We start from the raw sequence: 12,568 nt of genomic DNA on the forward strand, positions 1-12,568 counted from the left end.
CGGGCCTACAGGAGCACGAACGTTAACGCGACATCCCCTGCCCCATCTTTATCACCGCCGCAATATTCCTTGCGGCCATCTGTACATTCTGTTGCGCATTTTCCAGCGCATCCTCCAGCGAGCAGATGGTGTAGATCACGCTGAATACGGCATCCAGTCCATGCTCATGCACCACGCCAACATCCGCCGTCAGGCTGCCGGCAATGCCGATAACTGGCTTGTTATAGCGTTTCGCGACTCTCGCCACGCCAACGGGCACTTTGCCGTGGATCGTCTGGCTGTCGATACGCCCTTCGCCCGTGATCACCAGATCGGCGTCCGCGACCTGTTCATCAAGATGCAGGGCATCGGTGACAATCTCAATCCCCTGACGGAGCTGTGCGCCGCAAAATGCATACAGCGCCGCCCCCATTCCGCCAGCCGCACCGCCCCCCGCCAGGTTTAAGACGTCAATATCCAGATCCCGGGCGATAATTTTTGCGTAATGCGCCAGCGCGTTGTCCAGCGTCCTGATCATCTCCGGCGTCGCCCCTTTCTGCGGACCAAATACCGCAGAAGCGCCTGTCTCGCCGATCAGAGGGTTGGTTACATCGCAGGCCACTTCAATTCGACAGTCTGCCAGCCGCTTATCCAGCCCGCTAAGATCGATATGTGCAAGGCTTGCCAGTTCGCCGCCGCCCGGCCCTACGGGCTGCGCTTTCGCATCCAGCAGTTTTACGCCCAGCGCCTGCACCATGCCTGCGCCACCGTCATTGGTCGCGCTGCCTCCAATGCCAATAATGATATGCTTAACGCCCGCATCCAGCGCATGACGGATCAGTTCCCCGGTTCCCCAGGAGGTGGTGATTAACGGGTTACGCTTTGCGGGAGCAACAAGCTCCAGACCGCTCGCTGCCGCCATCTCGATAAAGGCGCTTTTCCCGTCTCCGGATAACCCGAAAAACCCTTCCACGCGTTCACCCAAAGGCCCGGTAACGGGAACATGGACAAGACGCCCATGCGTGGCTGCCACCATCGCTTCAACCGTCCCTTCGCCACCATCGGCAACCGGTAATTTGACATAGTCCGCTGACGGGAAAATGTCGCGAAAACCGACCTCTATCGCTGTCGCCACCTCCAGCGCGCTCAAGCTTTCCTTATACGAGTCCGGAGCGATAACAATTTTCATAAGCCATCCTTACGCATGTTAGTTACGTTAAGCATACACCACGTAAGGGACCACCCATGGGAGCGGTCCCAATGCGCTTATCGTACCATGCACGGACGTTTATTGTCGAATGTCCACTCTGGGATCAGGTATTGCATCGCCAGCGCGTCATCACGCGCCCCCAGGCCGTGTTTCTGGTACAGCTCATGCGCTTTCATGACCTGGTCCATATCCAGCTCTACGCCCAGACCCGGCGTAGCAGGAACCTGTACCATACCGCCTTTGATTTCAAACGGCTGTTTGGTCAGGCGCTGGTTGCCCTCCTGCCAGATCCAGTGGGTGTCGATGGCGGTAATGTTGCCCGGCGCGGCAGCCGCCACGTGGGTGAACATCGCCAGCGAGATGTCGAAGTGGTTGTTGGAGTGCGAGCCCCAGGTCAGGCCGAACTCATGGCACATCTGCGCCACGCGAACCGAGCCCTGCATCGTCCAGAAGTGCGGGTCTGCCAGCGGAATGTCCACCGATTGCAGCGAGAGCGTGTGCCCCATCTGACGCCAGTCGGTCGCGATCATGTTGGTGGCGGTTGGCAGCCCGGTGGCGCGACGGAACTCCGCCATCACTTCACGTCCGGAGAACCCCTGCTCTGCACCGCACGGATCTTCCGCATAGGCCAGCACGCCTTTAAGCTGCTTACCGATTTTTATCGCCTCATCAAGCGACCAGGCACCGTTCGGATCCAGCGTGACGCGCGCCTGCGGGAAGCGCTTCGCCAGCGCGGCGATCGCCTCTGCTTCTTCTTCACCCGCCAGTACACCGCCTTTCAGCTTGAAGTCATTAAAGCCATATTTTTCATACGCGGCTTCCGCCAGGCGCACTACCGCGTCCGGGGTCATCGCTTCATCGTGACGCACACGATACCAGTCGCATTTTTCGTCCGGCTGGCTCTGGTACGGCAGCGGGGTAAGTTTGCGGTTGCCGATAAAGAACAGGTAGCCGAGCATTTCCACTTCGCTGCGCTGTTGGCCGTCGCCCAGCAGGGAGGCGACATTGACGCCAAGATGCTGGCCCAGCAGATCCAGCATCGCGGCTTCAATGCCCGTGACCACATGGATAGTGGTGCGCAGATCAAACGTTTGCAGACCACGGCCACCCGCATCACGATCGGCAAAGGTCGTACGCACGCGAGTCAGCACATTTTTGTACTCGCCCAGCGTTTTACCCACCACCAGCGGAATGGCGTCCTCCAGCGTTTTACGGATCTTCTCCCCGCCCGGGATTTCACCGACACCGGTATGCCCTGAGTTGTCCTTGATCACCACAATATTACGGGTGAAGAACGGCGCATGGGCGCCGCTCAGGTTCATCAGCATGCTGTCATGTCCCGCGACAGGAATGATCTGCATGGAGGTGACTACAGGGGTAGAAAATGTGCTCATCGTTCGATCCTTTTATCAGTGACGTCCAAATACAGGGCGCTTACGGTCAAATGTCCAGCCGGGGATAAGGTACTGCATCGGGCCTGCGTCGTTGCGCGCGCCGCCCGGCAGTTTTTTATACGCTTCATGCGCCTTGTGGATCTGATCCCAGTCAAGCTCCACGCCCAGCCCCGGCGCATCCGGTACGGCAATTGTGCCGTTTTTGATTTCAAGTGGATTTTTGGTCAGGCGCGCTTCGCCTTCCTGCCAGATCCAGTGCGTATCGATGGCGGTCGGGTTGCCCGGCGCCGCCGCGCCAACGTGGGTAAACATCGCCAGCGAAATGTCGAAATGGTTATTGGAGTGGCAGCCCCAGGTGAGCCCCCAGTCATCGCACAGCTGCGCCACGCGCACCGCGCCGGAAAGGGTCCAGAAGTGCGGGTCCGCCAGCGGTATGTCCACCGCATTCAGCATCACCGCATGGCCCATTTCACGCCAGTTGGTGGCGATCATGTTGGTCGCAACCGGCAGCCCGGTAGCGCGGCGGAATTCGGCCATCACCTCGCGGCCAGAAAATCCCTGCTCGGCGCCGCACGGATCTTCCGCGTAGGTCAGCACGTCGCCCAGCCCTTTGCACAGCGCGATAGCTTCATCCAGCAGCCAGGCGCCGTTCGGATCGACGGTGATGCGTGCCTCCGGGAAGCGTTTTTTCAACGCGCGCACGCTGTCAATCTCCTGCTCGCCGGGCAGAACGCCGCCTTTCAGCTTGAAGTCTTTGAAGCCGTAGCGATCCTGCGCCGCCTCTGCAAGGCGTACCACCGCCTCGCCAGAGAGCGCCTCCTGATGACGCAGGTGATACCACTCGTGGCTGCCCGGCGAGCGTTCCAGATACGGCAGATCGGTTTTCGTCCGGTCGCCAACGTAGAACAGATAGCCCAGCACCGTTACCGCATTACGCTGTTTGCCTGGCCCCAGCAGTTCGCAGACCGGCACGTTCAGCGCCTTGCCCAGTAAATCGAGGAGGGCCGCCTCCAGCGCCGCCACCGCGTTAACGCGCAGTTCAAACGTCCAGGCGCCTTTGCCGAAGGTATCAAAATCCGCCGACTGGTTACCCTTATGCACCCGCTGAACCACCTTGTTCAGGCGGGCGACCTCCTGCCCAACCACCTGCGGGATGGCGTCGACCAGCGTCTGGTAAATCACCTCTCCGCCAGGCGCTTCCCCGACGCCGGTATTCCCTGCGCTGTCGGTCAGCACCACAATGTTGCGGGTGAACCAGGCGTTATGCGCGCCACCAATGTTGAGCAGCATGCTGTCCTGCCCCGCCACCGGAATGACCTTCATCTCCGTCACGATCGGGCTTGATTGCGTTGTCATCATCCGCGCTCCCCAACAGGTTTCAGTTCGATTCGTTTGATGTCACCCACCAGCACCAGATAACTGAGTACCGCCACCAGCGCATGGACGCCTACATAAATCAGCGCGCCGTTGAAGGAGCCAGTGGTGCCGACGATGTAACCGATAGCGATTGGGGTGACAATGCCGGAAATGTTGCCAAACATGTTGAACAGACCGCCGCTCAGGCCGCTGATCTCTTTCGGCGCGGTATCTGCCATCACCGCCCAGCCCAGTGCGCCAATGCCTTTACCGAAGAAGGCCATCGCCATAAAGCCGATAATCATCCACTCCGCGCTGACGTAGTTACAGAACACCATGGTCATGGAGAGCAGCATGCCGAGCACGATTGGCGTTTTACGCGCAATATTCAGCGAACCGGTACGACGCATCAGCCAGTCGGAGATGACCCCGCCAAGCACCCCGCCCACGAAGCCACAGATGGCCGGCACGGAGGCGACAAACCCCGCCTTCAGAATCGACATCCCGCGCGCCTGCACCAGGTAAACCGGGAACCAGGTGATAAAGAAGTAGGTTAAGGCGTTAATGCAGTACTGGCCGAGATAGATACCGATCATCATCCGTGAGCCGACGAGCTGTTTGATCTGCCCCCATTTCTGGCTGAACGGAACTTTAGCTTTCTGGGTTTTCTGATCCATGTTGATCAGCGCCCCACCTTCAGCAATGTAGTCCAGCTCTTTCTTGTTCACGCCCGGATGCTGGTTTGGTTCGTGGATCACTTTCAGCCAGATGAAGCTGATGACGATCCCCAGCCCGCCCATGAAGAAGAAGACGTGCGACCAGCCCACCTCATGCGTCAGCCAGCCCATGATTGGCGCGAAAATAACCGTCGCAAAGTATTGCGCCGAGTTAAAGATGGCTACCGCCGTTCCCCTCTCCTGCGCCGGGAACCAGGCGGCCACAATACGGCTGTTGCCAGGGAACGATGGCGCTTCCGCTAAGCCCACCAGGAAGCGGAGGGTAAAGAGCGCAATGATAATGCCGAAGCCGCTGAAGATATCCACGAAGCCCTGTAACAGGGTAAACATCGACCAGATGAAAATGGACCAGAAATAGACCCGTTTTGAACCAAAGCGGTCCAGCAGCCAGCCGCCAGGGATTTGGCCGATTACGTAGGCCCATGAAAATGCGGAGAAAACATAACCCATACCCACCGGATCAAGTCCGATGTCCTTTGCCATCTCAGAGCCGGCAATGGATAACGTGGCACGGTCGCCGTAGTTGAAAGAGGTGACGATAAACAGCATCACCACTATCCAGTAGCGGGCGTTGGTGCGCTTCTCAGCGCTGCTCGCCGCGTGGCTTAATGTACTCATTGTTGCACTCCTGAAACATAGCTTTCGCCTGGTTCATTCTGTACAGCACCTGTAGGGTAATCAGAATGAGAGGTTTGTGTTTGGTTTTGGTACGGCCAGAAGCCGTTTTATAGTGACGGGAAAAGTATATGAAGGAGTGCCTCTTCACCTCACCGTGCAAAAACACAGTATTGAAGGGCGTGAGGGAGGTTGTTTAGGGCATAAGCCCAGAGGAGTGGAAGGTGGTTCACGGAAATGGCGTTTGGGGCGGGGTGTAATGCCGGGTGGCGGCTACGCCTGACCCGGCCTACCAATGGTATAGCGCAGGGTTATTTAAGCAGCGTTGCCCAGTGCTCGACCCACGGGTTTGACTCGCTTTCTGGCTCAGGGTGTTCACCCGCATCAATCAGCAACATCTCTCCGACGCGCTGAGCGCTCTGTTCCTGCAACAGCGCGTCGAACTGTTTACCGCCACCGCAGAAATTAGCGTAAGAGCTATCGCCGAGGGCGATGATGCCATAGTGAACATCTGGCTGATAGCCGAGCTGGTCTTTAATGCCCTGGAAAAGCGGGACGATGCTGTCCGGCAGATCGCCCTGCCCGGTGGTGGAGGTCACCACCAGGATGTATTTATCTTTATACTTTTCCCAGTCCGCCAGCTCCGGATCTTCATAGACCGTTGCTTTATGGCCCTGGTTTACAAGGATTGCTTCCGCTTCCTCCGCCACCAGCAGCGAGTTGCCGTACATCGTGCCGACAAAAATGCCTACTTCAGCCATGCTTTGCTCCCGTAATTATTGCGCTTGCTGTTCATCCTGAACGTTGACTGCGGCAAACTCAACCCTTTCATTTTCGGGGAGTTGTCCCAGCCAGCCAAACTGTGACAGCGCCTGCATCCAGACCTCGTCCAGCCCCGCGCGAATAGTCAGCGGTTCGCCGGTAAACGGGTGCGTCAGGCGTAGCTCGCTGGCGTGCAGCATCAGCCGGTTACAGCCAAAGTGCTCGGCCGCGCTGCGGTTCTGGCGCAGATCGCCGTGCTTGCTGTCGCCGATAATTGGGTGGCGCAGATGTGCAAGATGGCGGCGAAGCTGGTGCTTGCGCCCGGTTTTGGGCAAAAGCTCAACCAGACTGTATCGCGTGGTCGGAAATTTGCTGGTCGCCACCGGCAGTTCTGTGGTCGCCATACCGCGATAGTCGGTCACCGCAGGCTGCGGGCCTTTATCTTCGCGGGCAAATTTATCGGCGATTTTATCCAGTTCCTCCACCAGCGGATAATCAAGCGTGGCGGAATCCGTCAGCCAGCCACGCACGATGGCGTGGTAGCGCTTTTGCATCTGGTGCTGCTCAAACTGCTGCGAAAGCAGTCGACCCGCCTCACTGGAAAGCCCCATCAGCAGAACGCCAGAGGTTGGCCGATCCAGACGATGAGCAGTAAAGACGTGCTGACCGATCTGATCGCGCACGGTTTGCATGACCACCACTTTCTCATCGCGATCGAGCCAGCTACGGTGCACCAGCCAGCCGGACGGTTTATTCACCGCCACTAACCACTCATCCTGATAAAGGATCTCAAGCGTCATGCATCGTCACCGGCGAAAAGCGCATCGAGCTTTTCCAGCTCCACCAGCATCATGGCACGCGCCGGGTGGGTCGCTTCCAGCGCCATTTCGTAATAGGGAGAGACGGCAAAAGACGCGGGCAACGCGTGACCACCTTCCAGCAGCGCGTGCATACGCGGAATTAAGACCCACTGGAGCCACTCGAACGGGGCCAGCGTATCCAGACAAAACGGTTGGGTGCTGGCGAACGCGTCTGGCTGCGGCGCGTTATCCTGCCACAGCTGATGCTGGCGCATAAGGGCTTCGATGGCGTGCAACTGCGCACGAACGTTGTCATGATGCGACATATATACCTCAACTGAAAAACGGAATGGCGCGAAGCATAGCATTGCGGAAGACAGAAATAAAAAAAGGGAGCACTGTAAAAACAGTGCTCCCGGTTCGTTTCGCAGCATTCCAGCTACAATACGTGCTCCCTGCTCATCCGTGACAACTTTTCCTGATGCCCGAAGGCCTGGTCATCCCTTTACCTTTTGCTTCCTGCTCACATCGTCCTGATGTGTAGGTTTCATCCTGAAACGTCCTGGCCATCCTGACCCACCGACCATCCTGACCGGCTCTCGTTCTCCTTCCTGGAGGTGTCCCTTACGCATCCTGCGTGATCCACTTTGCTTCATCCTGAAGCCTTCCTGCGGCGTCATCCTGACGTGTCCCTGGTAAGAAACGCCATCATCCTGATGTTCGTTTCTCGTGTCGGCATCCTGTCGACACAGATAGAATCCGCTATTCTGCTTCGTCTTACAACCCACCTTGTAAGCAATGTAAGCCAGGCGAAACGGGGGATTCCCTTTCAGAAAACCACTAACCTGTTGAAAGAAAAGTTAATATTAATCTGAAATTCCTAAGGCAACGCTAATTGTTTCGGCGATGTCTCACAGAGCGTGTAAGAGATCTCTCACACGTCCAGTAGCATCATGGATTACAGAAGCGGCTCAATTTGAGTAAGAAAATCCGCAAGTGAAGGCGCGAGAACGTCGCGATTGCGGGTGCCGAGCGTCTCTTTGATGACCTCGCCAGACAGGTTGCAGACAGAAATGACGTCCAGTTCACTGTCGAGCGTCGCAATAAAAAGAGTCGGAGAGAGCTTAAGGCGTTTTTGCGTGACCAGGTGACCAATGAGGTTTTCCTGAACGCGTTGCAGATCGTCTTCGCTCCAGGTTTGCAGCAGCGTCAGCGGCTGTCCTGCAATACATGCAGTCATATCCCCGGCAAACTGCGTGGTATAAAATGCATGAAGCGCAGGTTGTATCACAAGGTCCATCGCGCGTTCAACCGCATTTACATTCTGCTCGCCCGTGAACGGTTTCGGTTGCCAGATAACGTAATCATCCTGCGAAGCGATAATGCACGGTGACGGCACGCCATATAAGTCAGTACTTTGCGGCCACGTCCCCCGCTTTTCATGCCAGGCATCGCAATAGCGGGTCGTGAAGGACGTCAGGGCATTTGCAGTTTCGATATCCACCGATTTCTCTCTTCTTGTAAGACAGGATAAACTCAGCCCATAAGTGTACCTGTAAAGTGGCTATGAAACATGTCTTACGAAAATCATCAGGCGTTAACGGGCTTAACGCTGGGTAAATCGACCGATTACCGCGACACCTACGATGCAAGCCTGTTGCAGGGCGTGCCGCGCAGTCTGAACCGCGATCCGCTCGGGCTGCACGCTGACGCGCTGCCGTTTGTCGGCGGCGACATCTGGACGCTGTACGAACTCTCCTGGCTGAATGCGCGCGGTCTGCCGCAGGTGGCCGTGGGCCACGTCGAGCTGGATTACGCCAGCGTAAACCTGGTCGAATCCAAGAGCTTTAAGCTCTATCTCAACAGCTTTAACCAGACCAAATTCAACAGCTGGGACGAGGTGCAACAGACGCTTGAACGTGATTTAAGCGCGTGCGCGCAGGGGAACGTAACCGTCTCGTTATACCGTCTGCATGAGCTGGAAGGACAGCCTGTCGCCCATTTCCACGGCACCTGCATCGACGATCAGGACATTGAGGTGGAAAGCTATGAATTTAGCACCGACTACCTGGAAAACGCGGCGGGCGGAAAAGTGGTCAACGAGACGCTGGTCAGCCATCTGCTGAAATCCAACTGCCTTATCACCCATCAGCCGGACTGGGGCTCGGTACAGATCCAGTACCGCGGCCCACAGATTGACCGTGAAAAGCTGTTGCGTTACCTGGTATCATTCCGTCATCACAACGAATTCCACGAGCAGTGCGTGGAGCGCATCTTCAACGACATCCAGCGTTTCTGCCAGCCCGAAAAGCTGAGCGTTTACGCCCGCTACACCCGTCGCGGCGGCCTGGATATCAATCCGTGGCGCACCAATACCGATTTTGTGCCTGCCACCGGACGGCTGGTGCGCCAGTAAGATAAATATTTTCACAACACTTCGGGCGGTATTCCGCCCGAAGTGTTGTGAAACGTCATAAGCCAGGGCTATTGTAATCAACAGGGAAAGACGATAATCGTCCCATAAGGAGCTCACTTGATTACACATATTAGCCCGCTTGGCTCTATGGATATGTTGTCGCAGCTGGAAGTGGACATGCTTAAACGCACCGCCAGTAGCGACCTTTATCAACTGTTTCGTAACTGTTCACTTGCCGTACTGAACTCCGGAAGCCTGACCGACAACAGTAAAGAGCTGCTGTCCCGCTTCGAAAGTTTTGATATCAACGTGCTGCGCCGCGAGCGCGGGGTGAAGCTGGAAGTGATCAACCCGCCGGAAGACGCTTTTGTCGACGGGCGTATTATTCGCTCACTTCAGGCCAACCTGTTTGCCGTGCTGCGCGACATTCTGTTTGTTAACGGACAGATCAGCAACGCCGGACGTTTCCAGCATCTTGACCTGGAAAGTTCCGTTCATATCACCAACCTGGTCTTCTCCATTCTGCGTAACGCCCGCGCCCTGCACGTGGGCGAAGCGCCGAACATGGTCGTCTGCTGGGGTGGTCACTCTATTAACGAAACCGAATACCTGTATGCCCGCCGCGTGGGGACGCAGCTCGGCCTGCGCGAACTGAATATCTGTACCGGTTGCGGTCCTGGCGCGATGGAAGCACCAATGAAAGGCGCGGCAGTAGGTCACGCGCAGCAACGCTATAAAGAAGGCCGTTTTATCGGCATGACCGAGCCGTCGATCATCGCCGCTGAGCCGCCTAACCCGCTGGTTAACGAACTGATTATTATGCCGGATATCGAAAAACGTCTTGAGGCGTTTGTCCGTATCGCGCACGGCATTATTATCTTCCCGGGCGGCGTAGGTACGGCGGAAGAGCTGCTTTATCTGCTCGGGATCCTGATGAACCCGGCCAACAAAGATCAGGTTCTGCCGCTGATCCTGACCGGCCCGAAAGAGAGCGCCGACTACTTCCGCGTGCTGGACGAGTTTATCGTGCATACGCTGGGCGAAGACGCGCGCCGTCACTACCGCATTATTATTGACGATGCCGCAGAAGTGGCCCGTCAGATGAAAAAAGCAATGCCGCTGGTGAAAGAGAATCGTCGTGATACCGGGGATGCCTACAGCTTTAACTGGTCCATCCGTATCGCACCGGATCTTCAGATCCCCTTCGAGCCGTCGCATGAGAACATGGCGAACCTCAAACTCTATCCGGATCAGCCGGTGGAAGTACTGGCTGCCGACCTGCGTCGCGCCTTCTCTGGCATCGTGGCGGGGAACGTGAAAGAGGTGGGGATACGCGCAATTGAAGAGTTTGGCCCGTATAAGATCCACGGTGATCCGGAGATGATGCGCCGCATGGATGATATGTTGCAGGGCTTTGTCGCTCAGCACCGCATGAAGCTTCCAGGCTCTGCCTATATTCCGTGTTACGAAATCATCAAGTAAAGCGACATTCCTCTCCTCTCAAGCCGGATCGTCATCCGGCTTTTTTATTCGTGTTGCAATTCATAGCGATCTTCAATGTTATTAACAAATCTGACGCCTGCGCAAACGATTACCTCGTTTTTGAAACCGTAAATAATCAGTCTTAATCGAAATTACCCGCCAGAAAATCCTAAAATCCCATTTCTTTACAGCGAAAGACACCTATCTCGCGGGTCGACCTTTTCGAAAACATGTCGTTAATGGTAGCCTTCGCGCCCGTAAATTCTCTTTGATGTTTTTTTAACAGATAAATGGTCTAAAGATACCCACATCACAAGTGGATTATTGCATTTGGGATCGCGATCACTGATAGATTCATAACTAGAATGTATCTTTCCGCCCGCCAATAGTTACGGGCAAAAATTATTAAAAAACCGTCACTGAACGAATTTCATATTACCGTCAGGCGCTTTTTCATCGGATTTGACTAAAAACCTGACAATTTGCTTCCTCCAGGAGATACAGATGGAAACCACTCAAACCAGCACCGTTGCTTCGATTGAATCCCGAAGCGGTTGGCGCAAAACGGATACCATGTGGATGCTTGGCCTATACGGCACAGCAATCGGCGCTGGTGTACTGTTCCTTCCTATCAACGCAGGTGTCGGCGGTATGATCCCGCTGATCATCATGGCCCTCATCGCCTTCCCGATGACCTTCTTTGCGCACCGAGGCCTGACCCGCTTCGTGCTGTCCGGTAAAAACCCGGGCGAAGACATCACTGAAGTCGTCGAAGAACACTTCGGCGTCGGCGCAGGTAAGCTGATTACCCTGCTCTACTTCTTCGCGATTTACCCGATTCTGCTGGTGTACAGCGTTGCTATCACCAACACCGTAGAAAGCTTTATGATGCACCAGCTTCAGATGACCCCGCCGCCGCGTGCGATTCTGTCCCTGATCCTGATCGTTGGTATGATGACCATCGTGCGCTTCGGCGAGCAGATGATTGTGAAAGCGATGAGCGTGCTGGTGTTCCCGTTTGTTGCGGCTCTGATGGTGCTGGCTCTGTACCTGATCCCACAGTGGAACGGCGCTGCGCTGGAAACCCTGTCTCTGAGCAGCGCATCCACGACCGGCAACGGTCTGCTGCTGACCCTGTGGCTGGCGATCCCGGTGATGGTGTTCTCCTTCAACCACTCGCCAATCATCTCTTCCTTCGCAGTAGCGAAGCGTGAAGAGTACGGCAATGGTGCAGAGAAGAAGTGCTCCAGCATCCTGGCTCGCGCGCACATCATGATGGTACTGACCGTAATGTTCTTCGTGTTCAGCTGCGTGCTGAGCCTCTCCCCGGCGGATCTGGCGGCGGCGAAAGAGCAGAACATCTCTATTCTGTCTTACCTGGCAAACCACTTTAACGCACCGCTGATTGCGTGGATGGCGCCGATCATCGCAATTATCGCCATCACCAAATCCTTCCTGGGCCACTACCTGGGCGCACGTGAAGGCTTCAACGGCATGGTGATTAAATCTCTGCGTGGTAAAGGCAAGACCATTGAAATCAACCGTCTGAACAAAATCACTGCGCTGTTCATGCTGGTGACCACCTGGGCGGTAGCCACCCTGAACCCAAGCATTCTGGGCATGATTGAAACCCTGGGCGGCCCAATTATCGCGATGATCCTGTTCCTGATGCCGATGTACGCGATTCAGAAAGTGCCTGCGATGCGTAAATACAGCGGCCATATCAGCAACGTGTTCGTTGTTGTGATGGGCCTGATTGCCATCTCCGCTATTTTCTACTCGCTGTTCAGCTAATACCTCCTGCGCCGTCTGCGGAC

11 protein-coding genes are annotated in these 12,568 nt (G+C 56.0%); 3 read left to right on the top strand and 8 right to left on the bottom strand.

The annotated features are described in order from the left end of the window. Nucleotides 1-22: 22 nt before the first annotated feature. The 8 genes from AC4OVU_RS17350 to syd all read right to left on the bottom strand — a co-directional run bounded on the left by AC4OVU_RS17350 (nucleotide 23) and on the right by syd (nucleotide 8,357). The gene (locus AC4OVU_RS17350) at nucleotides 23-1,168 is read right to left on the bottom strand and encodes a glycerate kinase (protein ID WP_110292597.1); all 1,146 of its coding nucleotides are present in this window, start codon (nucleotides 1,166-1,168) and stop codon (nucleotides 23-25) included. A gap of 77 nt (nucleotides 1,169-1,245) precedes the next feature. After that, the gene (gene gudD / locus AC4OVU_RS17355; protein ID WP_032619132.1) at nucleotides 1,246-2,583 is read right to left on the bottom strand and encodes a glucarate dehydratase; all 1,338 of its coding nucleotides are present in this window, start codon (nucleotides 2,581-2,583) and stop codon (nucleotides 1,246-1,248) included. Between the two features lie 15 nt (nucleotides 2,584-2,598). Continuing rightward, nucleotides 2,599-3,939, bottom strand: a complete 1,341-nt coding sequence (locus AC4OVU_RS17360) for an enolase C-terminal domain-like protein (protein WP_045333289.1) — start codon at nucleotides 3,937-3,939, stop codon at nucleotides 2,599-2,601. Further along, nucleotides 3,939-5,294 (bottom strand): galactarate/glucarate/glycerate transporter GudP, encoded by a 1,356-nt coding sequence (gene gudP, locus AC4OVU_RS17365; protein WP_003862734.1) that lies wholly within the window; start codon nucleotides 5,292-5,294, stop codon nucleotides 3,939-3,941. The genes AC4OVU_RS17360 and gudP overlap by 1 nt, the downstream gene beginning before the upstream one ends. 308 nt (nucleotides 5,295-5,602) lie before the next feature. Next, the gene (locus AC4OVU_RS17370; protein WP_015571732.1) at nucleotides 5,603-6,052 is read right to left on the bottom strand and encodes a flavodoxin; all 450 of its coding nucleotides are present in this window, start codon (nucleotides 6,050-6,052) and stop codon (nucleotides 5,603-5,605) included. 15 nt (nucleotides 6,053-6,067) lie between these two features. Continuing rightward, nucleotides 6,068-6,853: a tRNA pseudouridine(65) synthase TruC gene (gene truC, locus AC4OVU_RS17375; RefSeq protein ID WP_045141978.1), complete on the bottom strand. Its 786-nt coding sequence runs from the start codon at nucleotides 6,851-6,853 to the stop codon at nucleotides 6,068-6,070. Beyond that, nucleotides 6,850-7,179: a YqcC family protein gene (locus AC4OVU_RS17380; protein ID WP_017382834.1), complete on the bottom strand. Its 330-nt coding sequence runs from the start codon at nucleotides 7,177-7,179 to the stop codon at nucleotides 6,850-6,852. Before AC4OVU_RS17380 ends, truC begins: the two co-directional genes overlap by 4 nt. 632 nt (nucleotides 7,180-7,811) lie before the next feature. After that, complete coding sequence (gene syd, locus AC4OVU_RS17385) at nucleotides 7,812-8,357, bottom strand: SecY-interacting protein (RefSeq protein WP_017382836.1); 546 nt, start codon at nucleotides 8,355-8,357, stop codon at nucleotides 7,812-7,814. A gap of 69 nt (nucleotides 8,358-8,426) precedes the next feature. On the opposite strand from syd, the gene queF reads away from it, so the two are divergent. From queF to AC4OVU_RS17400, 3 genes are all read left to right on the top strand, one after another. Next, entirely contained in the window at nucleotides 8,427-9,269 is an 843-nt protein-coding gene (gene queF / locus AC4OVU_RS17390) for an NADPH-dependent 7-cyano-7-deazaguanine reductase QueF (RefSeq protein WP_015571734.1), read from the top strand. A 117-nt stretch (nucleotides 9,270-9,386) separates the two neighbouring features. Then, nucleotides 9,387-10,751 carry a nucleotide 5'-monophosphate nucleosidase PpnN gene (ppnN, locus tag AC4OVU_RS17395; RefSeq protein ID WP_003862748.1) on the top strand — a complete coding sequence of 455 codons (1,365 nt, stop codon included), beginning with the start codon at nucleotides 9,387-9,389 and terminating at the stop codon, nucleotides 10,749-10,751. Between the two features lie 504 nt (nucleotides 10,752-11,255). Further along, complete coding sequence (locus AC4OVU_RS17400; RefSeq protein WP_003862749.1) at nucleotides 11,256-12,545, top strand: HAAAP family serine/threonine permease; 1,290 nt, start codon at nucleotides 11,256-11,258, stop codon at nucleotides 12,543-12,545. The last annotated feature ends 23 nt before the right edge of the window (nucleotides 12,546-12,568 follow it).

Source organism: Enterobacter sp. 6722112 (genome assembly GCF_058661685.1).